Annotated in this window: 18 protein-coding genes; 7 read left to right on the forward strand and 11 right to left on the reverse strand. The window is 37.7% G+C overall.

Annotation, left to right across the window (positions count from 1 at the left end; genetic code table 11):
• Positions 1–4: 4 nt before the first annotated feature.
• From CGC58_RS04095 to CGC58_RS04110, 4 genes are all read right to left on the reverse strand, one after another.
• Positions 5–2188, reverse strand: a complete 2184-nt coding sequence (locus tag CGC58_RS04095) for a S46 family peptidase (RefSeq protein WP_095895237.1) — start codon at positions 2186–2188, stop codon at positions 5–7.
• A 66-nt stretch (positions 2189–2254) separates the two neighbouring features.
• Positions 2255–2671: a hypothetical protein gene (locus CGC58_RS04100; RefSeq protein WP_095895239.1), complete on the reverse strand. Its 417-nt coding sequence runs from the start codon at positions 2669–2671 to the stop codon at positions 2255–2257.
• A gap of 8 nt (positions 2672–2679) precedes the next feature.
• On the reverse strand, positions 2680–3369 hold the full coding sequence (locus CGC58_RS04105; protein WP_095895241.1) for an LOG family protein: 690 nt from the start codon (positions 3367–3369) through the stop codon (positions 2680–2682).
• 22 nt (positions 3370–3391) lie between these two features.
• Positions 3392–3955 (reverse strand): hypothetical protein, encoded by a 564-nt coding sequence (locus tag CGC58_RS04110; RefSeq protein WP_095895243.1) that lies wholly within the window; start codon positions 3953–3955, stop codon positions 3392–3394.
• Between the two features lie 302 nt (positions 3956–4257).
• On the opposite strand from CGC58_RS04110, the gene CGC58_RS04115 reads away from it, so the two are divergent.
• Both CGC58_RS04115 and CGC58_RS04120 read left to right on the forward strand, forming a co-directional pair.
• On the forward strand, positions 4258–6375 hold the full coding sequence (locus tag CGC58_RS04115) for a peptidylprolyl isomerase (RefSeq protein WP_095895244.1): 2118 nt from the start codon (positions 4258–4260) through the stop codon (positions 6373–6375).
• A 128-nt stretch (positions 6376–6503) separates the two neighbouring features.
• The gene (locus CGC58_RS04120; RefSeq protein WP_095895246.1) at positions 6504–7268 is read left to right on the forward strand and encodes an exodeoxyribonuclease III; all 765 of its coding nucleotides are present in this window, start codon (positions 6504–6506) and stop codon (positions 7266–7268) included.
• A 65-nt stretch (positions 7269–7333) separates the two neighbouring features.
• Here the strand turns inward: CGC58_RS04120 and CGC58_RS04125 are convergent, their stop codons facing one another.
• From CGC58_RS04125 to serS, 3 genes are all read right to left on the reverse strand, one after another.
• On the reverse strand, positions 7334–7714 hold the full coding sequence (locus tag CGC58_RS04125) for a TraR/DksA family transcriptional regulator (RefSeq protein ID WP_095897107.1): 381 nt from the start codon (positions 7712–7714) through the stop codon (positions 7334–7336).
• 287 nt (positions 7715–8001) lie between these two features.
• Positions 8002–11508, reverse strand: a complete 3507-nt coding sequence (gene ileS, locus CGC58_RS04130; RefSeq protein WP_095895247.1) for an isoleucine--tRNA ligase — start codon at positions 11506–11508, stop codon at positions 8002–8004.
• 205 nt (positions 11509–11713) lie between these two features.
• Positions 11714–12994: a serine--tRNA ligase gene (gene serS / locus CGC58_RS04135; RefSeq protein WP_095895248.1), complete on the reverse strand. Its 1281-nt coding sequence runs from the start codon at positions 12992–12994 to the stop codon at positions 11714–11716.
• A gap of 269 nt (positions 12995–13263) precedes the next feature.
• Between serS and CGC58_RS04140 the strand changes: the two genes are divergently transcribed.
• From CGC58_RS04140 to CGC58_RS04155, 4 genes are all read left to right on the forward strand, one after another.
• Entirely contained in the window at positions 13264–15450 is a 2187-nt protein-coding gene (locus CGC58_RS04140; RefSeq protein ID WP_095895249.1) for a glutamine synthetase III family protein, read from the forward strand.
• 159 nt (positions 15451–15609) lie between these two features.
• Positions 15610–16056 carry a PepSY-like domain-containing protein gene (locus CGC58_RS04145; RefSeq protein ID WP_095895250.1) on the forward strand — a complete coding sequence of 149 codons (447 nt, stop codon included), beginning with the start codon at positions 15610–15612 and terminating at the stop codon, positions 16054–16056.
• 19 nt (positions 16057–16075) lie between these two features.
• Entirely contained in the window at positions 16076–16513 is a 438-nt protein-coding gene (locus tag CGC58_RS04150) for a PepSY-like domain-containing protein (RefSeq protein WP_095895251.1), read from the forward strand.
• 39 nt (positions 16514–16552) lie between these two features.
• A complete protein-coding gene (locus CGC58_RS04155) occupies positions 16553–17818 on the forward strand; it encodes a PepSY-like domain-containing protein (protein WP_095895253.1) in 1266 nt (421 codons plus the stop codon).
• 58 nt (positions 17819–17876) lie between these two features.
• On the opposite strand, the gene CGC58_RS04160 is transcribed toward CGC58_RS04155, so the two are convergent.
• The 4 genes from CGC58_RS04160 to CGC58_RS04175 all read right to left on the reverse strand — a co-directional run bounded on the left by CGC58_RS04160 (position 17877) and on the right by CGC58_RS04175 (position 23302).
• Entirely contained in the window at positions 17877–19076 is a 1200-nt protein-coding gene (locus tag CGC58_RS04160) for an OFA family MFS transporter (RefSeq protein WP_095895254.1), read from the reverse strand.
• Between the two features lie 74 nt (positions 19077–19150).
• Positions 19151–20446, reverse strand: a complete 1296-nt coding sequence (gene tyrS, locus CGC58_RS04165) for a tyrosine--tRNA ligase (protein WP_095895256.1) — start codon at positions 20444–20446, stop codon at positions 19151–19153.
• A gap of 51 nt (positions 20447–20497) precedes the next feature.
• Entirely contained in the window at positions 20498–20908 is a 411-nt protein-coding gene (gene ruvX / locus CGC58_RS04170) for a Holliday junction resolvase RuvX (protein WP_095895258.1), read from the reverse strand.
• A gap of 36 nt (positions 20909–20944) precedes the next feature.
• The gene (locus CGC58_RS04175) at positions 20945–23302 is read right to left on the reverse strand and encodes a hypothetical protein (protein ID WP_232748863.1); all 2358 of its coding nucleotides are present in this window, start codon (positions 23300–23302) and stop codon (positions 20945–20947) included.
• A gap of 192 nt (positions 23303–23494) precedes the next feature.
• Between CGC58_RS04175 and CGC58_RS04180 the strand changes: the two genes are divergently transcribed.
• Entirely contained in the window at positions 23495–24214 is a 720-nt protein-coding gene (locus CGC58_RS04180) for a hypothetical protein (RefSeq protein WP_095895260.1), read from the forward strand.
• Positions 24215–24233 lie beyond the last annotated feature (19 nt).

Below are 24233 nucleotides of genomic sequence, written 5' to 3' on the forward strand. Positions count from 1 at the left end.
TTTTTTACTTCCGTTTTTTCTTTGATTTTTTCGAAGAAGAAGTATTTTTCTTCGGGTGAACGAGTTTCATTTCATCGATGAGATGTTTCGCTCCGGCGTATTTATCAATAATGAAAAGCACGTAACGAATATCCACCATAATATTACGACAGATTTCAGGGTCGTAATGAATATCGCTCATTGTACCTTCCCAAACGCGGTCGAAGTTCAGCCCGATGAGATTTCCGTGTGCATCGATGGCAGGACTTCCCGAATTTCCACCCGTGGTGTGGTTCGTTGCAATGAAACAAACTGGCATTTTTCCGTTTTTATCGGCATAAGCTCCGAAGTCTTTTTTCTCGTACAATTCGCGTAATTTCTGCGGAACATCAAATTCATAATCGTTCGGAACGTATTTTTCCATCACGCCTTCCAAATAAGTTACCGGACTGTAATATACCGCATCGGCTGGGGCGTAGCCTTTTACCTTTCCGTAAGTAACTCGTAATGTGCTGTTTGCATCAGGGAAAATTCGGTCTTCGGGACGAGAAAATTCCAAAATTGCTTTCATATATGTGCGTTGTAAGGCTTGAATATCAGCATTTAACCGCTCGTAAGTTGGAGCAACATCTTTGGCAAAGCTATTTATTAAGGACGAAACAAACTGCATCCCAACATCGTTTTTAACCAATTGAACGAAATTTTCGGACGAAGCTCCAAGTAGTTTTTCTACGCCCGACTCCGTAGCTAACAACGAATTTTCGTAAAGATTCTCTGCCAGCGCTTTAGCGTCAAATTTTTGTAAAGTTTCGGGCAGAAACTGTTTTGGCATATTTTCCACATAGAAAACTACTGCTTTTTCAAAAACGTCTTTATCCACAGCTTTTTCGTAGTCCTTAAATACGCTTTTGAAAGCAGTCTGCAAGTTTTTCTTTCTGTCTTCAAACGATTGTGCACCACGGTTTTGCAGAATGTTTTCCAATTGCCAAATGCGATAGCCGTTGGTGAGCAAATCGATGTTTCGCAACACAAATTCGCTGAATAAATCATTCGCTAAGGCATACGGCTGAATTTCCTCATATTTTTTAGAAAAATCCGAAAGCAAATGCCCGTATTCTGCTGATTTTCCTGCTTTTTGAAGATTTTTTTGGAAGATTGCCTCCTGCTTTTGTTTCAAAGCCACTGCGTCAGATTTTTTCAGTCCTTGACTTTCACCAATCCATTTTTTCCAATAGTTTGCCACGCGTGCGTATTTGGAAGCATATTTAATCTTAATAGCTTGGTCTTTACGCATATAGCCGTCTTGTACTTTTAGCACCACATCGCGAATCCCGATTTTAGCAGGATTTAAAACCTCCACAATTTGTTTCACAGCAACTGCCGGAAGATATTCCTGCGTACGCCCCGGATATCCGAAAACCATCGTAAAGTCGTCTTCCGAAATTCCGTCTAACGAAATCGGGAAATAATGCTTTGGCGTGTACGGAACGTTGTCTTTCGAGTATTCGGCAGGACGATTATTTTTGTCGGCATAGATGCGGAAAAGAGCAAAATCGCCCGTGTGACGAGGCCACACCCAGTTATCGGTATCCGAACCAAACTTCCCGATGGAAGACGGCGGAGCTCCCACCAAACGCACATCTTTGAAGATTTCCACCACGAACAAAATATATTGGTTTCCGTTGTAGAAAGCTCGCACGCGGTTTTCCTGCCACACTTCTTTCGGTGAGTTTTTCACCAATTCCGAAATGTTTTTTTCAATGATTTTGGCTTTTTCGCCTTCACCGGAAACATTTTCCGTGCCTTTGGTGATGGCAGCCGTTACGTCTTCAATACGAACAATAAACGTTGCAGTTACGCCAGGGTTAGGCAGTTCTTCGGCAAGAGTTTTCGCCCAGAAACCGTGAGCCAAATAATCGTTTTCCACAGAGGAATGCGACTGAATTTCGCCGTATCCGCAGTGATGATTGGTAAGAAGCAATCCTTTGGGTGAAATCACCTCGGAAGTACAGCCTCCGTCGAAGTGCGGCACCGCATCTTTAAGCGACGAATGGTTTACGCTGTAAATATCGGCAGCCGACATCTTCATTCCCAGCGATTTCATTTCCTTTTCGTTCATTCCTTCCAAAAGCGAAGGAATCCACATTCCGCCCTGTTGCCCATAGAGCGAAACCGTGCAGAGTAACAGTAAAAGTTTTAAGTGTTTCATTGTAAGTTATTTTCTTTTCGTTATAAAAAAGTGTCATCTCAAAGAATATGAAACTTTCTTTAAAGATTAGTTATTCGTAATTTGTGGTTTTTTAGAAACATCCATCACAGGAACCAATCCTTCGGAAGGCATATAAATTATCTGCGGAAGATTGCCTTTATCTGCCAACTTTTCAAGCGTTCGGATAAACAAATACTGATTGTAAACAGAATTGAGCGTTCCGTTTTCGATTTTCATTGCCTCTGCCATACCTCTTGCTCTTTCAATCTCGGCTTGTGCATTGAGTTTTTCGGCTTCAAGGCGAGCTTTGGCTTCCTCAATGAGGATTTTACGGTTTTGCTCGGCTTTTGCCATTTCGGCTTTTCCTGCCATTTCTTGTTGCCATACGTTATAAATTGGCAAACCGAACATCATCACCATAATAATGATAATCACCACACTTACAGTGCCTACGATTGCTGAAATTGGTAATTTTGTTTTCATAAACTTTATTAAAAATTAGGTCTTAAATTGTATTTCAAATAGAATTTCTCAATAATATCGATAACTTCATCTGCCGAATCAACAATTTTGAAAAGGAACATATCTTCGGGAGAAATATTCTGAAATTCCTCCAAAAGTGTTTTTTTGCACCAATCAACTAATCCTTGCCAAAACTCGCTTCCCACCAAAATAATTGGGAATTTATCAATCTTTTGCGTTTGGATAAGCGTGATAGCTTCAAAGAGTTCGTCCATTGTTCCGAATCCGCCAGGCATCACAACAAAAGCTTGTGAATACTTGACAAACATCACTTTACGAGCAAAAAAGTAATCGAAATTCAAATTTTTATCTCTGTCGATATACGGATTATCGTGCTGCTCGAAAGGCAAATCAATGTTTAAACCTACTGACGAACCATTTCCTTGCCGAGCACCCTTGTTCCCTGCCTCCATAATTCCAGGACCTCCACCCGTAATTACCCCAAAACCTGATTCTACAATTTTTTCAGCGATTTCCACTGCCAAATTGTAATATTTGCTATCGGGCTTGGTACGTGCCGAACCGAAAATTGACACACACGGACCAATTTCGCTTAACTTTTCGTATCCGTTTACGAACTCTCCCATTATTTTAAAAATTGACCAAGAATCGTTCGTTTTGATTTCATTCCAAACTTTAGAATGTTGTTTTTTATTCATATTTTGCGTTTTTTAGTTTTATTTATCGTTTAAAGAAGTCGTATCCGATTTTAAAGCTCAGCCAGAAAGTGCCTCCCGTCGTGTTCGGTTTTTTTCCGAGTGTTTGTACATAGCCGTAACCGACATTGAACTCGTAGTTGAAGTTTCGGCTAAAACTACGACGAATTCCAAAGGTGGGTATAACGGCAATGGAATTGTAATCGTTAGTTAAACTATTGTCATTAGTGATGATGAACCAATCAGGAGAAAATTCGGTTCTGAGCGAAAGATAGTTTCCCGAGTTATTACTGATATTTTTCCCTTTTTTGATGCGACGATTCAGCCCGTAATACCACTTAGGTTCTAAGGAGATAGCCGGTGTGAGCCAAAAAGCAGCTTTATCATAGGCAGCTCCCATTCGAAAACCTCCATATAAGGATACTTGCGAACGCAAAGCCACCGCATCGGAAAGCCTATGCTCGTTGTAAACATTCGTTTCAAATATCCCTATTTGAACGCCAATAATATCTTTTTCAACACTCGCATTTTGTGCCTGAACCGCACCAAATCCTAATAGTGTAAAAACAATAGCAATAAATCTTTTCATAAAAAATTAAGATTTAAAAAGGCAAATATATAAAAAACGGCTTAAAAGTAGCAATTTAACCAATTTTGTTTATTCTACTTTTTAGGAATTATTCAATATCTAAAGTCAAAAATTCTTCTTTAAGCAGATTTTTTTAGCCAAACAGAAGTTATACTTTTCTTGAAAAACGAACTAATTTCACTTTAGTCAAGGAAGTTAAGAAAATCCTTTTTTAAAAAATATTTAAAAGATATTTTTATTATTGCTCAGAAAGTATTACTTTCGCCGACTAAATTAACAATACTAAAATTAGATAACGAAAGATGGCAGTTCTTGAAAAAATTAGAAACCGTACAGTATTTCTCATCATTATTATTGGGTTGGCATTATTTGCTTTTGTAATTTCTGACTTTATTGGTTCAGGAAGATTTAGCAATTCGCACCCCACAGAAGTAGGAACCGTTAACGGAGAAGATGTTTCCATTGATGCTTTCCGCTACCAAGTAGAAGCTACTATTCAAAATTCAAACGGACAAGCAAGCACCATTGAAGCTGCAAAATATGTTTGGGAACAAAACGTTCGTAACATTCTTTTAAAACAACAATTTGAAAAATTAGGTCTGAGCGTTGAAAAAGACCAAATCATTTCAATTCTATCAAAAAGCCCATTAGCTCAAAATCAGGAATTTGCAAATGAATTTGGTGTCTTTGACCCGTCAAAATTCATCAATTACTTAGCAACCCTAAAAGCGAGCAATCCGCAAGCTTACCAACAATGGAAAATGCAGGAAGAAGCTCTTATCGAAGGTGCGAAACAACAAATGTACTTCAGCTTAATTCGCGGAGGATTAGGTGTTACTAACGCTGAAGCTGAAATCGCTTACCACCAAGAACAAGATAAAGCTGACATCAAGTTTGTTGCTTTACAATACAGCTCAATTCCTGACAGCACAATTACCGTAAGTGACAGTGAAATAAAGTCATACATCAACAAACACGAGAAGCAATTCAAGCAAGAGGCTTTCCGCAACATTCAATACATCGTTGTAAACGAAAAGGCATCAGACACTGATATTCAAGCAAGTAAAGACGCTTTAAGCAAATTACTTTCTCTTGAGGTTGTTTTCAATAGCCAAACTAATTCAAACGATACAATTGCAGGGTTTGCAAAAACAACCAACATTCGTGAGTTTGTGGATAAACACTCTGATACTCCTTATGATTCCTTGTTTGTGACTAAAAATCAGTTATCTTCCAGCTATGCCGATACTTTATTCACACTTCCTGTAGGAAAAGTTTTCGGACCATATGAAGACGGAGGTAGCCTGAAATTATCACGTATGCTTGCCAAAGAAACCAACGGAGCTGTAAAAGCAAGTCATATTTTGATTCCTTACGTAGGAAGCCAAGCTGCAAATCAGAACGTTACTCGTACTAAAGAAGACGCACAAGCTAAGGCTAAAGAAATATTAGCTCTTGCACAAGCTCCAAATGCTGATTTTGCTGCATTAGCAAGAGAAAATTCGGAAGAGCCGGGAGCTGCTTACAGCGGTGGTGATTTAGGATTTTTCACCAAAGGAAGAATGGTTAAGCCTTTTGAAGATTTTGTTTTCTCAAACCCAACGGGACATATCGGCATTGTTGAAACTGACTTCGGTGTTCATATTGTAAAAATTACAGAAAAAACCGATGCGGTACAAATTGCAACCATCACTCGTAAAATTGAGCCTTCTGAAGCTACATTAAACGACTTATTCTCAAAGGTTTCAAAATTTGAAATTGATGCTTTGGCTGATGTTAAAAACTTTGGAGAAGTTGCAAAAAAATCGGATTTATCTGTACTTCGTGCGGATAATCTTAAACAAAATGATGAATATATCATCGGTTTAGGAAATAATCGTTCTATTGTGCAATGGGTTTTCCAAGAAGACAGTAAAGTTGGCGATATTCGCAAATTCACTTCGGGAGGAAACTACATCGTTGCTCAACTTACTAAAAAAGGTGAAAAAGGAATTAGCTCAGTTCAAGATGCCGCTCCTTTTGTGAAGCCAATCTTAATTCGTCAGAAAAAAGCCGAAATCCTTGCAGAAAAAGCTAAAGGAAGCTCATTAGATGCCATCGCTTCTGCAAATAAAGGCGAAGTGAAAACAGCTACGGGCTTGTCAATGAATAATCCTACAATCATCGGTGAAGGGCGTGAGCCAAAAGTTGTGGGTACAGCTTTCGCTTTGAAACAAGGTCAGGTTTCTAAGCCAATCGAAGGAGAAAACGGAGTGTACGTAATTGAAGTAACTTCTACCGCAAAAGCTCCTGCTATTGAGAACTATAACTCATACACAAAAACTTTAGAAGGACTGAAATTAGGACGTGCTTCAGAAGAAGTTTTGAATGCCCTTAAAAATTCATCTGAGATAAAAGAAAATCTTAGCTCATTCTACTAAGAACAAACATAGAAAATAGAAAAGGAAGGCGTTGTACCTTCCTTTTTTATTTTTATAAGAATCCATCTTATTAATCAAAATATTTTTACATTTGCCTCCCCAAAATAATTTCAAAAAATAGATCCCCGATGAAAATTATATCTTACAACGTAAATGGCGTACGTGCCGCAATGACTAAAGGGCTGATAGAGTGGTTAAAAAGTGCCAATCCTGATGTACTTTGCCTGCAAGAAATCAAAGCCTTAGAATCACAAATTGAAAAAACAGCCTTTGAAGATTTAGGCTATAAATACCAATACTGGCATAGTGCCGAAAAGAAAGGATATAGCGGAGTTGCGATATTATCAAAAATAAAACCGAATCACATTGAAATCGGGAGCGGAATTAACTATATGGATGTTGAAGGACGCATACTCCGTGCTGATTTTGATACAGTTTCCGTAATGAGCCTTTACTTGCCATCAGGAACAAACATTGACCGATTGGATTTCAAGCTAACCTTTATGGCTGATTTCCAAAAGTATATTGATTCGTTAAAAGAATCATACCCAAACCTGATTATCTGCGGAGATTACAACATTTGTCACAAAGCCATTGATATTCACGACCCTATACGGAATGCCAATGTTTCTGGTTTTCTGCCTGTGGAACGTGAATGGCTGGACAATTTTATGAAAAGCGGATTTATTGACAGTTTTCGTCATTTCAACAAAGAACCTCACAATTACTCGTGGTGGAGCTACCGAGCCAATGCCCGCAACAATAATAAAGGGTGGCGAATTGACTATAACTTAGTAGCACAACCCCTCGAAAATCGATTGCAACGAGCTTTGATTCTTCCTGAAGCAAAACATAGCGACCACTGCCCCATTTTGGTAGAAATTAAGGATTAATTTTTGCAAAGAAGTCAGATAAAACTGAGAAATAAACTCAATTCTATCTGACTTTTTCTTTGAAATTATTGTAAGTTCTTCGCTTCAATGCTTAAAGTGGTATGAGGAACAGCGAGCAAGCGTCGTTTATCAATCAGTTTACCTGTTACTCTGCAAACTCCGTACGTTTTGTTTTCTATTCGGATGAGTGCATTTTTAAGGTCACGGATAAACTTCTCCTGACGAATTGCCAAAGTGGTGTTTTCTTCCTTACTTGTCACCTTCGAACCCTCCTCAAAAGCCTTAAAAGTAGGCGAAGTATCCTCCGTCCCATTTGTTGCACTATTCATATAGGCACTTTTGAGAAGTTCCAAATCTGCTTGAGCTTTTTTAATTTTTTCTTCGATAAGAGCCTTAAACTCCTCTAATTCCTTATCGGAATATCGAACTCTAACGTTTTCTTCCATAATCATATTTTATTTGAGCTATAAGCTGCATAAAACAACTTTTTAACTGTTAAACTCTTTATTTGATTGTGAAATTTAAATTTCTAAATCACTCCCTTCAATAGAATCCACCTGTCCCAACAGAACACGTATGCTGGTTATATTTCCCAAAGTCTATCAAAGTTGCCTTCAACACAGTAACAGCTACTCCCCCAACATTATGGTAAGTGATTTCACTATTATTAACAGAACCCCATCAACCTCAAAAATTGATTTTTATACTATTAACAACAGAACTTTTTTTCACACTATACTTTTTCGACTACAATTTTAGTTGTAACACCATCAAATTCAATCGGTTCGCCTGAAAGGGTTTCCGCAAAGGTAAGTTCATTGGTAAGTGTTTCGTTTTTAATATATTGCAAATTCACCGAAACAGCTTCCTCCAAAGCTTTATCACTTTGCAAATGAATATTGATTTTATCCGTAATTTCAAAACCACTATCCTTGCGAATATTTTGGATTCGGTTTACTAACTCACGGGCAATCCCTTCTTTTTTAAGCTCTTCCGTGATGTGAATATCCAATGCCACCAACAAACCTCCGGAACTTGCCACAAGCCAACCTTCAATGTCTTGCGTTGTGATTTCAACATCTTCAATGCTTAAAGGTACGTCTTTTTCTGCTAATTTCACAATAATTTCACCATTTTTTTCAATGGTTTGAATATCTTCTTGCGTAAACTGCTGAATGGCAGCAACAACCAATTTCATATCTTTACCATAACGAGGTCCTAAAGTTTTGAAATTCGGCTTGATTTGCTTTACCAAAACCCCCGAAGCATCTTCCAGAAGTTCGATTTCTTTCACATTTACTTCCGATTTTATCAAATCGGCAACGGCCTCAATTTCCGATTTTTCAACCTCATTGGCAATCGGAATCATTATCTTTTGCAACGGCTGACGCACCTTTATCATCTCTTTTTTACGAAGCGAAAGCACCAATGATGAAATGTTTTGGGCTTTTTCCATTTTGCTTTCCAACTTTTTATCAATAAGGCAGACGTCTGCTTTCGGAAAATCGGTTAAATGCACACTTTCAGCGGTTTCTTGCTCGGTTCCTGCCATCAAATCTCGGTATAATTTGTCGGCATAGAATGGAGCCACAGGAGCCATCAGTTTGGCAACGTTCAAAAGACAGGTATATAAAGTTTGGTACGCTGAAATTTTATCTGCCTCATATTCTCCCTTCCAGAAACGTCTGCGACACAAACGTACGTACCAGTTACTCAAATGTTCCTGCACGAAATCGGAAATCAACCGCGTGGCACGCGTAGGCTCGTACTCGGCAAAGGCTTCGTCCACCTTTTGGATAAGCGTATGCAATTCCGATAAAATCCATCGGTCAATTTCAGGACGTTCTGCCAGCGGAATTTCAGTCTCTTTGTGTGTAAATCCGTCCGTGTTGGCATACAAAGCAAAGAAGGAATATGTATTGTACAGCGTTCCGAAGAATTTACGCCTTACTTCGGCAACTCCTTCTAAATCAAATTTTAAATTATCCCAAGGATTCGCATTCGAAATCATATACCAACGTGTAGCATCAGCTCCGTATTCTGCCAAAGTAGCAAATGGGTCAATGGCATTGCCCAAACGTTTGGACATTTTTTGTCCGTTTTTATCCAAAACTAATCCGTTTGAAACCACATTTTTATATGAAACTCCATCGAACACCAAACCTGCAATGGCGTGAAGTGTGTAGAACCAACCGCGTGTTTGGTCAACTCCTTCGGCGATAAAATCAGCGGTTTTCCAAGTGTTTTCCACCATTTCTTTGTTTTCAAACGGATAATGCCATTGTGCATACGGCATCGCTCCCGAATCAAACCAAACATCAATCAAATCGCTTTCACGTTTCATCGGTTTGCCCGAAGCCGAAACCAAAATAATGCTGTCCACTACGTTTTTATGCAGGTCAATTTTTTCGTAATTCTCATCGGACATATTTCCTACTTGGAATTCAGCAAATACATCTTCGCTCATCAATCCTGCCGCGATAGATTTCTGAATTTCAGCCTTTAATTCTTCCACCGAACCGATGATAATTTCTTCTTTTTTGTCTTCGGTTCGCCAAATCGGAAGCGGAATGCCCCAGTAACGCGACCGCGACAAATTCCAATCGTTGGCGTTTTGTAACCAATTTCCGAAACGCCCTTCACCAGTGGCTTTTGGCTTCCAGTTGATGGTTTTATTCAGTTCGAAAAGACGTTCTTTCACATCGGTAATCTTGATAAACCACGAATCCAGCGGATAATACAAAACGGGCTTATCCGTACGCCAACAATGCGGATAACTATGGACGTATTTTTCTACCTTAAAGGCTTTATTTTCAGTTTTTAATAAAATCGCCAATTCTACGTCCCAATTTTTGTCGGGAATCCCCTCCCCAGCCCTCCCCGAAGGAGAGGGAGTTACGTCATAATATTCGTTTTTGATGTATTTTCCGCCGAAAATTTCAGGAACATTTTCGCCTTTGATGAATTTTCCTTGCAAATCTACCAAAGGAACCAAGTTATCGTTTTCGTCTTTGACAAGCATTGGCGGGATTCCGTTTTCTTTGGCAACACGTGCATCGTCCGCCCCGAAGGTAGGAGCGATATGTACAATTCCTGTTCCGTCTTCGGTGGTTACGAAGTCGCCTGTAATCACGCGGAACGCATTTTCTGGGTTTTCGGCAGGTAAAAACCACGGAATTAGTTGCTCGTACTGCGTTCCCGCCAAATCCGAACCTTTGAATTCGGCTAAAATTTGGTAGGGAATTTTAGCGTGTTTCATTTCGTTGGTTTGCAAAATCCCTAAATTGATAACATCCAAAGCATCTTCTCTGTTAGGAATTTCGTTGTATTTTTTCTCAATTCGGTCAAATATCTCGGTATTCTCGCCTTCTGCGAATTTACCTCCGAATTGCTTTGATACTAAATCTTTTGCTAAAATTACGTAAATTGGTTCGTAAGTATATTGATTAAATGTTTTAACTAACACATAATCAATGTCGTTTCCTACTGCCAAAGCGGTGTTTGACGGAAGTGTCCAAGGGGTGGTTGTCCAAGCCAACACAAACACATTTCTACCTAAATCTTTGAATTGATTTACAAGCTGATATGAAAAAGTTTTCACACGGAATTGAGCCACAATCGTAGTGTCGGAAACATCACGGTAGCACCCGGGTTGGTTTAGCTCGTGCGAAGAAAGTCCTGTTCCTGCTTTGGGCGAGTACGGCTGAATGGTGTAGCCTTTGTACAGAAGTCCTTGGTCGTAAATCTGTTTGAGAAGCCACCATACCGACTCCATATACTTGGATTTGTAGGTAATATACGGATTTTCCATATCCACCCAATAGCCCATTTTCTCGGTAAGGTCGTTCCAGATGTTGGTGTAACGCATCACGGCTTCTTTGCACGCTTTGTTGTAGTCTTCCACCGAGATTTTCTTTCCGATGTCTTCTTTGGTGATGCCCAGTTCTTTTTCCACGCCGAGTTCTACGGGAAGTCCGTGCGTATCCCAGCCTGCTTTTCGGTGTACTTGAAATCCTTTCTGAGTTTTATAACGACAGAAAATATCCTTAATGGCACGAGCCATCACGTGGTGAATCCCTGGAAGCCCATTTGCCGATGGTGGTCCTTCAAAAAACACGAAAGGCGTTTTGCCATCACGCGTTTTGATGCTTTTTTCAAATATGTTATTTTCTTGCCAGTATTTTAATACCTCTTGGGCAATAACCGATAAATCTAAGTTTTTGTATTCTGTAAATTTCATTTTTTTAACTTCTAATTCACTGTGATTAAGTACGTTTTGGGCAAAAAATGCCTCAATGTTATTTTAAAGATGCGAAATTACTAAAAAAATATGGGATAAACCGTTTTTTTGAGGCTTTTTTTATTTCTGTAATAAGATAAAAACCTGAAATCGATACGTTTAAATCAATTTCAGGTTTTTGATTATGAATGATCAACAAATTTCATTATTTTTCGAGTTCGATTTTGTCAAATCCGGTGTATTTTTGTAATACTTCGGGGATTGCGATGCCGTCTTCGGTTTGGTAATTTTCTAAAATTCCTGCCAAAACGCGGGGCAATGCCAACGAACTTCCGTTAAGCGTATGAGCCAATTTGTTTTTTCCGTCGGCATCTTTGTAACGCAATTTCAATCGGTTAGCTTGGAACGTCTCAAAGTTAGATACTGAACTGATTTCCAGCCATTTTTGTTGTGCCGTGGAATAGACTTCAAAATCGTAAGTCAATGCCGAAGTGAAGCCCAAATCACCGCCACACAGACGCAAAATGCGATACGGCAACTTCAACTCGTTCAAAATAGATTTCACGTGCTCAACCATTGCATCTAATGCTTTGTACGAGTTTTCGGGGTGTTCCACGCGTACAATTTCCACTTTATCAAACTGATGCAAGCGATTTAGCCCGCGAACGTGAGCCCCGTAACTTCCCGCTTCTCTGCGGAAACAAGGCGTGTATGCCGTGCAGCAGATAGGAAGCTCATTTTCAGTAAGTAACACATCTCTGAAAAAATTGGTTACAGGCACTTCGGCGGTAGGAATCAAATAGAGGTCGTCCAACCCAACGTGATACATTTGCCCTTCTTTATCAGGAAGTTGCCCCGTTCCGTAGCCTGATGCTTCGTTTACCACGTGCGGCACTTGAAATTCTTGATAGCCTGCTTCGGTGTTTTTATCTAAAAAATAGGTGATTAATGCCCGCTGCAACTTGGCTCCCTTGCCTTTGTAAACAGGAAAACCAGCTCCCGTAATTTTTACACCAAGCTCAAAATCAATGATATCGTATTTTTTTGTGAGTTCCCAATGAGGAAGTGCGTTTTCGTCCAAATTCGGGATTTCACCAGCTTGAAAAACTACTTCGTTATCGGTTTCGGAAGTTCCGAACGGGACTAACTCGTTGGGAATGTTTGGGATACGATACAACAGTTCGTTTAAGTTTTCCGAAATTTCGGACAAGGCATCGGAAAGACTTTTGGATTTATCTTTTAATTCTATTGTTTTCTCTTTCAAAGCATTAGCCTCGGAAGCTTTCCCTGATTTAAACAACTCTCCAATTTCCTTAGAAATAACGTTAGATTCTGCCAAAACGCCATCCAATTCGGCTTGTGTGGCTCTTCGCTTCTCATCTAAATCAATAACTTCATCAATGATATGTAAATCTTTGAAATTTCGCTTTTTAAGTCCGCTTAAAACTTTTTCTTTATTTTCTCTAACAAAAGTAAGTTGCAACATATTGCCTATATTTTATTTGTTTTGAGTCACAAAAGTACAACAATATTTTACAAAGGCAAAAAATATATCGTAATGCTATGTTCTTTTACCAAAAAGAAAGCATATTTTATGTCCGAATATATACTAAAATATTTTAACAGAAGAATTTCTCTTGTGGAGCAATTGTGAATAAAAATATAAATTTTTAAACATCAACATCATTTTTTAAAGGGGTTTCATTGCAAATTATCATATTATTTTTACATTTGCCCCCATAAAAACACACACTTATGCCTAATTTAAGATTTAACGCTTTAAAAGAAGTCGGTTCAAGGAAACCGGTAGTAATAACAGAAAAAGGAAAACGTTCCGAACTTTTCGGAAAAAATGTATTCAACGAAGAGGCTATGCGTAGGTATATGACCACCGAAGCCTTTGAAAGTGTAATGAACTCAATTCATTACGGAATAAAAATTGACCGCAAAGTAGCCGATCAAGTAGCTGCTGCAATGCGTGATTGGGCAATTTCAAAAGGAGCAACACATTACACGCATTGGTTTCAGCCTTTAACAGGAACAACTGCCGAAAAGCACGATGCTTTTTTTGAGCCTGTGGGAAGAGATAAAGCCATTGAAAAGTTTGGTGGTGGGCAATTGGTTCAGCAAGAATCGGACGCATCGAGTTTCCCGAATGGAGGAATCCGAAACACTTTTGAGGCTCGTGGTTATACTGCTTGGGACCCAACCTCCCCACCTTTCATTTACGGAACAACTCTCTGTATTCCAACGATTTTCATTTCATACACAGGAGAAGCACTTGACAATAAAACTCCTCTACTGAAAGCGATGGCAGCCATTGACCAAGCCGCCACAGAAGTTGCAAAATATTTCGACAAAAATGTAACGAAAGTCACTCCTACTTTAGGTTGGGAGCAGGAATATTTTTTGGTAGATAAAGCCTTAGCAAACACACGCCCTGACCTTATACTTGCAGGACGCACACTTTTAGGACAACAAGCAGCCAAAGGGCAACAGTTGGATGACCATTACTTCGGTTCAATTCCTGACCGAGTATTGAGCTATATGCGTGATTTAGAGCACGAATGCTTACTTTTGGGAATTCCTGCAAAAACAAGACATAACGAAGTTGCTCCCAATCAGTTTGAATTAGCTCCTATCTTTGAAGAAGCTAACTTGGCTGTTGACCAAAATTCATTATTGATGGATGTTATGAACAAAGTTGCTGAACGTCACGATTTTGTAGTTCTTTTCCACGAAAAACCTTTCGCCGGCGTGAATGGTTCGGGCAAGCACAATAACTGGTCTTTAGCCACTGACACGGGTGTAAATTTGCTTGCTCCAGGAAAAACTCCAACAAAAAATCTACAATTCTTAACTTTTTTCATCTGTACGATAAAAGCCGTTTGTGATTATGAGGAACTGCTCAGAGCTTCAGTGGCTTCGGCAAGTAACGACCATCGTTTGGGAGCAAACGAAGCTCCTCCGGCTATCGTTTCCGTGTTTATCGGTGAACAACTAACCAAAGTTTTAGACGAATTGGAAGATGTTTCCACAGGAAAACTTTCTCCGGAGGAAAAAACAGACCTAAAACTCAACGTTGTAGGAAAAATTCCTGATTTATTTTTGGATAATACCGACAGAAACCGAACTTCATCATTCGCCTTTACAGGAAATAAATTCGAGTTTCGTGCCGTGGGCTCAAAAGCAAATTGCGGAAAACCGATGGCTATCATCAACACAATTGTTGCCAAACAGCTTATCGAATTCAAAAAAGAAGTAGATTATTTAATTGAAAATAAAGGACTTAAAAAAGACGAAGCGATTTTCAATGCGTTGCGTGAATATATCAAACAATCGAAAAAAATTCGTTTTGAAGGAGACGGATACAGCGAGGCTTGGGAAAAAGAGGCTGCAAAAAGAGGACTGAGCAACAACAAAACAACTCCTGAAGCACTTAAAGCAAATATTTCGGAAAAAGCCATCGCCCTATTTGAAGAAATGAAAGTGATGACCCGAGTTGAAATAGAAGCTCGATATGAAATTGAATTGGAAGAATACACGAAAAATATCCAAATCGAAGGCAGATTAATAGGAGATATTGCTCGAAATCATGTAGTTCCGACCGCTGTGAGATATCAAAACACGCTTATTGAAAATGTAAAAGGATTGAAAGAAATCTTCGGAAGTGATTATCAAGGAGTTGCTGATGAACAAATAGAGTTAATCAAACGCATTTCAAATCATATCAAAATGATTCACACCAAAGTAGATGCAATGATTGAAGCCCGAAAACAAGCAAACAAATTAACAACTGCGGAAGAAAAGGCTAATGCTTATTGTAATAAAGTAAAACCTTATTTTGACGAAATTCGCTATCACTGTGACAAATTGGAAACAATGGTGGATGACGAACTTTGGACATTAACAAAATATCGTGAGTTGTTATTCACGAACTAAAATTCTTCTTTCTGAACAAAAAAGCACTTTTTTTAAAAGTGCTTTTTTTATTTATCTTTTAAAAATTAATTTTTTTTTCGTACATTTATTTGCATTCCTAAATCTTTCCCAAATCTAAATATATCTTTGCCACTGTAAACAAATAAATATTTTTATTATATGAAAACATTCAAAAAAATCGGAACATTATTAGTAGCTTTATTTAGTGTAACTTTTGCTTCTGCACAAGATGATAGATTCATTTCCTTCAACCAATTACCTGCAAAAGCACAATCTTTTATCAAGGAATATTTTTCAGAAGGAGATATCGCCTCTGTTTGGGTAGATACAGATTATTTAGTTAAAAAAGAATACACAGTTGTTTTCAATGACGGTTCGGAAGTGGAATTTTATTCAAACGGAGATTGGGAAGAAGTTAAATCAAGAACAAATGAGGTTCCTGCCAGAATTATCCCTGCCGGAATAGCTCAACACGTACAGAAAAATTTTCCAAATACCTTCGTAAAGGAAATAAAAAAACGTAAGTACGGATACGAAGTAGAACTTTCTAACGGGCTTGATTTAGATTTCAACCGCGCCGGAAAATTTTTAAGAATTGATGATTAAATCTTAAACATTTAAAGTTATGAAGAAAAACATATTATACATATTTGCTTTAGTGGCGTTTTTGGTTTCTTGTGGTGGAAGTAACGATAAAGTAATAGGTCTCAATGATATACCTAACGTAGGACAATCATTTATTAACAAACACTTCTCCGGACTTAAAGTTTCTCAAACTGTAAAAGACAATGACGGAAGCTATGACGTTCGTTTTACAAACGGAACGGAGGTTGATTTTGATACACAAGGAAATTGGACGAGTGTAAGTGCCGCTGACGGACAGGTTATTGCAGACACATCTTTTATTCCTGATGCAATCACTTCATATGTAGCTCAGAATTATCCCAAAAATGGTATCAACGGCATTGAAAAAACGATAACCGGCTACGAAGTGGAACTTGTAGGCTTGGCTCAAGAGCTAACTTTTGACAAAAACGGAAATTTCACCGGACTTAAAAAATAATAGAAAACTAAATTTTAAAAATTTAAATCTTACATAATTATGAGAAAACTTTTTTCAAAATTGGCTATCGTTGCTCTTGCGACGTCCTTAATGGCTTTTTCTTGCGACAAGGATGATTTGATTCCTTACAATAACTTGCCAGTTGCAGCACAGTCATTCGTAAGCAAGCATTTCAGTAATGCTGATGTTATCAGAACTGAAAAAGAGAGCAATGGAGCGTACTCTGTTGATTTATCGAACGGAGTGGAAATTGACTTCGATGCGAATGGAAATTGGACTAAAGTTGATGCACGTGACGGACAGGATTTGTCCATTTTGGTCACTTCAATGGAGTTCATCCCTCAAAGCATCGTTAACCACGTAACAAAAACTTATCCTAACAATGCCATCAACAGCATTGAGAAAAAGAGAACAGGTTACGAGGTAGACCTTGTAGGAATCAAGGATGATGTCTATTTTGATGTTAACGGACAACCTATCGGAGCAGGTAACAACAACGGAGGAAACGGAAATGCAGGAACAGGTAACGCCACTATTATAGGAACAGTTCCGCAAGTAGTTCAAACAAATGCCAACAGCTTCCTAAAGGCTTACTTCCCTTCAACAGCCGTTGTCAAAATCGAAGTAGAATCAAATAAGGTAGATTATGATTTGGCTGATGGTACTGACATTGATTTTGATTTAAAAGGTAATTGGATAAACGTTGATGCTCGTGACGGACAAGCTTTGTCAAACACAGCTTTTATTCCGCAAAGTATTCTTAATCACTTAAGAACAGCGTATCCTAACAACGCCATCAACGGAATTGAAAAAACTGTTACAGGTTATGAAGTAGAGCTTGTAGGAATCAAAAATGATATCCATTTTAACGCTAACGGGCAACCTATCGGGGCAGGTAATAACAACGGAGGAAACGGAAATGCTGGCACAGGTAACACTACTATTGTAGGAACAGTTCCACAAATAGTTCAAACAAGTGCTAATAACTTCTTGGCTGCTTATTTCCCTTCGGTTGCTGTTAAAAAAATTGAAGTAGAATCCAACAAAGTAGAGTATGACTTGGTTAATGGCGTTGATATTGACTTTGACTTTAACGGTAACTGGATAAATGTTGATGCTCCTGACAGACAATCCATTCCAACAGGATTCATTCCTGCTGCAATAGTAAGGTATGTGCAAACATACTACTCAAGACACGCTTTTAACAGCATTGAGAAGAAAGCTAATTCTTACGAAGTAGAGCTTGTAGGATTCAAAAAAGATTTAATTTTTGATTTGAACGGTAACTTCATCAGATTAGACTAAAAGAAATAACAAAAAAAACCCTCAAAAATTGAGGGTTTTTTATTTTCGTATTCCAAAATTATTTCTTTGATTTTATCAAAAAACTCAACAAAAAAGCTATAACCGAAACTGCAAGCCCTGTAACAAACACGTAAACACCCGCATTTTCATTGAATGTATCTTTCAAAAAAGCAGTGGTCAGCGTTCCTACCAAACCTCCAACTCCCCAACCCGTCAGCATTTTTCCGTACATTTTGGACATTTTAGCTTCTCCAAATTCATCTTTAACAAGAGAAGGTAATATACCAAAACCTCCACCGTAACAGAGAAGCACCAAGCAAACCAACACGGAAAAAAGAATTACATTCTGGGTAAAAATCAGCAAAATGAAACATCCTATTTCAAGCCCGATAAGCATTTTGAAAGTATTGATACGCCCAATTTTATCTGACAAACTCGCCCAAACAAGACGCCCAATTCCGTTGAAAAATGCACTTACAGCAATTAATGTTGCACCCACTTGCATTAAATATTCTTTATCAACTTGTCCTTCTTTCTGAATAAGTTCTTGAAGAAGAGGTGATTGAAAAGATAAAAAAATCATTCCTACAATAATATTCAATGTAAAAATCAACCATATCAGAATTGTTTTTTTGCTTGAACTTTTTGATTCAGAAATTTCTTTCTTTGCACAAGCCACTTCAGCTTGAGGAGGAAATTTTAAAAGCATTCCCAGCAAAGGAATCACTGCCAGAAACAAAATCCCTGAATATCGGAAGCTCAAAGCTACATTTTGCTCTGTCAGTTCAAAAAAAAGCGGAGCCAATATTTTGGACATCATAAAAGCTCCCAAACCGAAGCCCATTACCACCATTCCTGTCGCTAATCCCTGATTTTTCTTGAACCATCGGCTAACTACAGCAACCGGAGTTACGTACGCAAGCCCCAAGCCACATCCTCCTATCAGCCCGAAACAGAGATAAAACAGCCATAAATTCACACTTTCCAAAGCATATGAAGCTAAAATATATCCCAATCCAAATAAAATTCCTCCTGCGATTGTTAATTTCTGTGGTCCGTAAATTCCTAATTTTCGTCCTGCCCACGATGCAGTAATTCCCAATGTTAAAATTGTTAAGCTAAATGCCATTGTGGTTTCGGTATTGTTCCAACTTGTGTTTTCCATTATTGGAACTTGAAAAAAACTCCAAGCATAAACCGTACCCAAAAACAAATGGATTAATGTGCCGATAATCGCTGTTTTCCAAGAATTTGACATAATATTATCCTTAAATTTGTTTGAAAAAACAAACCACGAACTGAACTTTCAATTCGTGGTTTTTCATTATTTTTTTATTTTATTCTGACTACAAAATAATTTTTCTTACCTCTTTGAAGCAAAACAAACTGATTGTTTATCAAATCTTTTTCTGTAACTACGTAATCCTCTGATACTTTTTCTTTGTTTATTGAAATGGAATTTTCCTTCAGTGCCCTACGAGCCTCGGAATTACTTTTAATAAATTCGGTTTTGGCAGAAAGTATAGCTATCATATCCAGCCCGTTTTCGATATCTGCACGAGAAAGCTCAGCTTGCGGAACACCGTCGAAAACATCAAGAAAAGTTTGCTCATCCAACTTTTTCAAATCATCTGATGTTGAATTTCCGAACAAAATTTTCGATGCCTGAATTGCCTTTTCCAATTCTTCTTTTCCGTGAACTAAAACTGTAATCTCCTCAGCGAGTTTACTTTGCAACACACGCAAGTGAGGAGCTTGTTTATGTTCTGCGGTCAAACTTTCAATTTCTTCTTTGGAAAGCATCGTAAAGATTTTAATATATCGCTCGGCGTCCTCATCGGAAGTATTTATCCAATACTGATAAAACTTATACGGCGATGTTTTCTCTGGGTCGAGCCAAATATTTCCGCCTTCGGATTTTCCGAATTTCGTTCCGTCTGCCTTTGTGATAAGCGGACAAGTCATTGCATAGGCTTTTCCACTGGCAATTCTTCTAATCAGTTCGGTTCCTGTGGTGATATTTCCCCATTGGTCAGAACCTCCCATTTGAAGCGTACAGTTTTTCTCTCGGAAAAGATGCAAAAAGTCATATCCTTGAATCAATTGGTATGAAAATTCAGTGAATGACATTCCGTCCGTGTTTTCATTCGGGTCGAAACGCTTTTTTACAGAATCTTTTGCCATCATATAATTCACGGTGATGTGCTTCCCAATATCACGAATGAAGGACAAAAACGAGAAGTTTTTCATCCAATCGTAATTGTTCACAAGTTCTGCTTTATTAGGTTCTTTACTTTCAAAATCCAAGAATTTAGCTAATTGCTTTTTGATTCCTTCGATGTTGTGAGCCAAGACTTCTTCCGTAAGTAAATTTCTTTCAACCGACTTTCCCGAAGGATCACCTATCATTCCTGTGGCTCCTCCAACCAAAGCATAAGGTTTATGCCCACAGTTTTGGAAATGCCTGAGAATCATCACTCCCACCAAATGTCCAATATGTAATGAATCGGCTGTGGGGTCAATCCCAACATACGCTGAACGAATTCCTTCCAATAAATGTTGCTCTGTTTCAGGCATTATATCCTGAATCATTCCTCTCCAACGAAGTTCTTCTACAAAGTTTTTCATTGTAACCATTTTTTATAAACAATCGGCAAAAATAATAAAAAAACTGACAACCTACTTTCTACTCATATAATTTTGTAAAATCAAAGTTGCACTAATTTCGTCGATTAGGGCTTTATTTTGGCGTTGTTTTTTTTTCAATCCGCTATCAATCATTGACTGAAATGCCATTTTAGAAGTAAATCGCTCATCTTCACGAACGATTACTATTTCAGGAAATTCTTTCTCAAGAAGTTCTATTTTTTTTTGAATTTCCGTCTCAATATCAGAAGATTCGTTATTCATTCGTTTGGGTTGCCCCACAACTATTTCTGTCACATTTTCTTCGGAAACATATTTCTTCAGAAAGGCAATTAATTCCGTTGTTGCAACCGTAGTCAGTCCTGAGGCAATAATACGCATCGGGTCTGTCACAGCGATACCGCAACGCTTACTTCCATAATCTATCGCTAAAATTCGAGACATAATTATTTCTATTTTAATAAAATGAAAATCAACAGGTTATTTCAATTCCTTTATTTCATACACACTTACTCTGTTTTTGGTCGCTCCCAAAACAACCCAAATAGATTTATCCAAATCAACATCCATATCCATCGCAGAAACCCCTTCCAAAGGAAAATCTTGCATAAGCTTTCCTTGCTCATTCCACAGGTAAACTTTCTGATTTTGAACATCATTTGCCGAAACATAATTCACGCCTCGCACCCTAAAAAGTTTCTGTTTATCATATTTTGCATCAGGAATTTCAATTTTCACACTTCCTATTGATAATGTATTTGCTGAAAGAAAAGACGTTGTATATTGATTTCCAATTAAATAGTGATTTCTATCCCAATTTCTTTCCGTTTTAGCGATATTCCCATTTAGGTCTATTCGTGTGAGGTTTCCGTCTTGGGTTGAAAACAAAAATCGATTATCAAAAAACAACGGCGGATTATTTGAAAAATCATATTTCCCCTGAATAGGTATGCGTATTTCCCCGTTACGATGCAGTACATTAAACTTCCCGTTATCAGACAGATAAACCAAAAAATCTTTATCTCCCGCTCGGTAATGCTTCGGGGTAAACAGCGGAGCTGCATCGGTATTCTTTCTTAAAAATCCGCCTACAACGTCACCTTTTTTGTCAAGCATATGCAGCGTTTTTCCTTCTGCAAATAAAAATCTGTATTCTCTATTCTTGTCATAATCAAACACTTCAAGCGGAGTAATTTTACCTTTGTACTTTTTAGGAAAAGGAGCTACATTGTTTCCATTTCTGTCCACCACCCAAATAGAATGTTCCGTTGTAAAGGCCATTTGTAAGAAGCCATTTTTAAACAAATCCACCTGATAAATAGGACTTTGTATTTTACCATCTAATCTTTTTTTCCACAACAAACTTCCGTTATTTCCAATCAAATAGAGGTCATAATTTTCATCTTGAACAGCAATTTCTCTGCGTTTAGTCCTGTGATTCAGCAATATGGCAGGAGGAATAATCATATCAGCATCCAACGCGAACTGAAAGCGTTCTTTAATCTTATCTGTAATAGAAGTTTTAGTTTGCTTTTTACTCACAAAATTAAACATATAATACTCATTCTGACACGTTTGCTGAAAAACCGCCCAACGATAATTTTGAGCAATTTTGGGATATTTCTCACGAAATTCACTGCTATTGTACAAATTCGCAACACGTGTCAAACTCATATTTGAAGCCGTATTTTTTTCTAATAATTCGTACGATTTGTTTTCAGAAAGCGTATTTTTTCGTCCAATGTCATTCATAACCGAACTGAGAACCTCCTTTGTTTTTGAAAAAACCAAATAGTCATCGTGTACAGATACATATTTCGGTTTAAAATTCGGGTCAAAAGCACTGAAAAAATCCAATGAAGAGTCTTTATTTAACTCATAAACAGGGAATTCACTTTGTGGTTCTTCAGATAAAATTGGTAATTGCAGCAAAGTTTCATCTACATCAAAAGACGAAGCAGCTGCAAATTTCCCGTCGATAGTTTGTGCAAAAACCAATCCGTTGAGTGTTTTTTGGAAAGAAGCACTAACCGAATCAGGAAGAGATATTTTTCCCGCATCTTCAAAAGAATAAGAGGTCATTCCCAAAATGTGCGAAGGTACTATTTCAGCAGGATTGCTTTCGTAAGGTTTCGCTTCCAATAACATATCCGCCTTGTAATCGTTTTGAGCAACTGCCATTCCGCTGAATCTCAAATCGTTTTCTTCCAAAAACAAATCCAACGCAAGCCAATATTTGAATGGTTTTGTGATGTCAGTTTTGAAAAAAGGAGAAAAAAACTGATTTGCTTGCTCCTTCTGCATAAATAGGTTAGCACTGCAATCTGTTGTGGCAATCTTCTGGAGTTGCTCCAAAACGGCTTGTTTTTCAGACTTTTCCTGCGTTTCAATTTCGGTTTTGAAAAACGAATCAATTTCCGATGAATTACTAATTATCAGTCTGTTATCCACAACAGTATAATACCATTCTTTCCCGAATTGTGATTGTTTTTGGATTGTTGCGTTTGCATTTTTCCAGATGCTTAGCGTATCTGATTCTTCTTTTTTAGTGATGGCGAAAAAGTTTTTGTAAGCAGTAAAAGCTACCCATATGTTATGGTCTGTAGGGAGGCTTCTTAGCAGTTTTGTTTCGTAAGCACGTAATGGTTTGGGATTGTTTTCCTTCCAAAATTCGTTGTTTTCAATAGCACTTAAAAAATTATTTTTGTGATTAACCCGATAGATAACTTGTGTATTTTCAGGGAATAACAACACGTCACCCTTAACAGAATTTCCTTTTTTGTTGCAGGCAACCAGTCCTAAGACGAAAAATAATATTTTTATAAAAATACGATTCACTCACTCAATTTCATTGCAAAAGTATGCTTTTTTTTAAAATCTTGCAATTAATAAGCTTATGAGTCGCTCAAATGTGCAATATTCTCAATTGAAATTCACTTTTTCTGATTTTAAACTTCAAAATTTGCACTGCTTTTTTGAAAGAAAGTTATTATTTTTTACTTTTGCTCTGAATTTTTTAAACATAAGCTTATGAAAACCTATTTTTATTTGTTAATAGCATTTTTTCCCTTTTTAGGATTTGGGCAAAATAGCAATATTTATGTGATACTTCCCAATCAATTTGAATTTCAAAAGAAAGCAAATGATTTTCAATTAAATAGCTTAACAAAATTTCTTCTTGAGAAAGAAAATTTCAAAGTCTTTCTTGAAAATGAAACGCCTGAAGAAATCATCAAAAACCCTTGTAATTCTCTAAAAGCGAATGTTTTAAATACATCAGGAATGTTCATCACAAAACTTCAATTAATCCTAACTGATTGCAAAGGAAAACAAGTTTTCACTTCCGAAATAGGAAAAAGCAGAGAAAAAGAGTTTAAAAAAGCTTATCAAGAAGCCCTTCGAGATGCTTTTTCTGCGGGAAACAAATTGGCAAACTTCAAGCAAAATCACAAGCACGATGCCTCTACGCAGCCAATTTCTTCCGTAAAATCCATAACCGAAAACAAAATAGAACCAAAAACCAACGATGCACCAATATTGTATGCTCAACCCAATAGTTTAGGCTTCCAACTAATTGATAACACTCCGAAAATAATTCTGAAAATAAAACAAACTTCCTTACCTAATATTTATATTGCAGAGGACGAACACGGCAATCACGGTGTATTTTACAAAACTGAAAATCAGTACATTTTTGAATTCATCAAAGACGAAAAACTACAACAAAAAGCATTAAACGTTAAGTTCTAAACGCCGAAAAATTTTAATT

Source organism: Capnocytophaga stomatis (assembly GCF_002302635.1).
Lineage (GTDB): Bacteria > Bacteroidota > Bacteroidia > Flavobacteriales > Flavobacteriaceae > Capnocytophaga > Capnocytophaga stomatis.

What these genes read in the sequence shown, in the direction of transcription:
- CGC58_RS04095 (WP_095895237.1), bottom strand. Translation starts at nt 2,188, where the DNA reads ATGAAACACTTAAAACTTTTACTGTTACTCTGCACGGTTTCGCTCTAT.
- CGC58_RS04100 (WP_095895239.1), bottom strand. Translation starts at nt 2,671, where the DNA reads ATGAAAACAAAATTACCAATTTCAGCAATCGTAGGCACTGTAAGTGTG.
- CGC58_RS04105 (WP_095895241.1), bottom strand. Translation starts at nt 3,369, where the DNA reads ATGAATAAAAAACAACATTCTAAAGTTTGGAATGAAATCAAAACGAAC.
- CGC58_RS04110 (WP_095895243.1), bottom strand. Translation starts at nt 3,955, where the DNA reads ATGAAAAGATTTATTGCTATTGTTTTTACACTATTAGGATTTGGTGCG.
- CGC58_RS04115 (WP_095895244.1), top strand. Translation starts at nt 4,258, where the DNA reads ATGGCAGTTCTTGAAAAAATTAGAAACCGTACAGTATTTCTCATCATT.
- CGC58_RS04120 (WP_095895246.1), top strand. Translation starts at nt 6,504, where the DNA reads ATGAAAATTATATCTTACAACGTAAATGGCGTACGTGCCGCAATGACT.
- CGC58_RS04125 (WP_095897107.1), bottom strand. Translation starts at nt 7,714, where the DNA reads ATGGAAGAAAACGTTAGAGTTCGATATTCCGATAAGGAATTAGAGGAG.
- ileS (WP_095895247.1), bottom strand. Translation starts at nt 11,508, where the DNA reads ATGAAATTTACAGAATACAAAAACTTAGATTTATCGGTTATTGCCCAA.
- serS (WP_095895248.1), bottom strand. Translation starts at nt 12,994, where the DNA reads ATGTTGCAACTTACTTTTGTTAGAGAAAATAAAGAAAAAGTTTTAAGC.
- CGC58_RS04140 (WP_095895249.1), top strand. Translation starts at nt 13,264, where the DNA reads ATGCCTAATTTAAGATTTAACGCTTTAAAAGAAGTCGGTTCAAGGAAA.
- CGC58_RS04145 (WP_095895250.1), top strand. Translation starts at nt 15,610, where the DNA reads ATGAAAACATTCAAAAAAATCGGAACATTATTAGTAGCTTTATTTAGT.
- CGC58_RS04150 (WP_095895251.1), top strand. Translation starts at nt 16,076, where the DNA reads ATGAAGAAAAACATATTATACATATTTGCTTTAGTGGCGTTTTTGGTT.
- CGC58_RS04155 (WP_095895253.1), top strand. Translation starts at nt 16,553, where the DNA reads ATGAGAAAACTTTTTTCAAAATTGGCTATCGTTGCTCTTGCGACGTCC.
- CGC58_RS04160 (WP_095895254.1), bottom strand. Translation starts at nt 19,076, where the DNA reads ATGTCAAATTCTTGGAAAACAGCGATTATCGGCACATTAATCCATTTG.
- tyrS (WP_095895256.1), bottom strand. Translation starts at nt 20,446, where the DNA reads ATGAAAAACTTTGTAGAAGAACTTCGTTGGAGAGGAATGATTCAGGAT.
- ruvX (WP_095895258.1), bottom strand. Translation starts at nt 20,908, where the DNA reads ATGTCTCGAATTTTAGCGATAGATTATGGAAGTAAGCGTTGCGGTATC.
- CGC58_RS04180 (WP_095895260.1), top strand. Translation starts at nt 23,495, where the DNA reads ATGAAAACCTATTTTTATTTGTTAATAGCATTTTTTCCCTTTTTAGGA.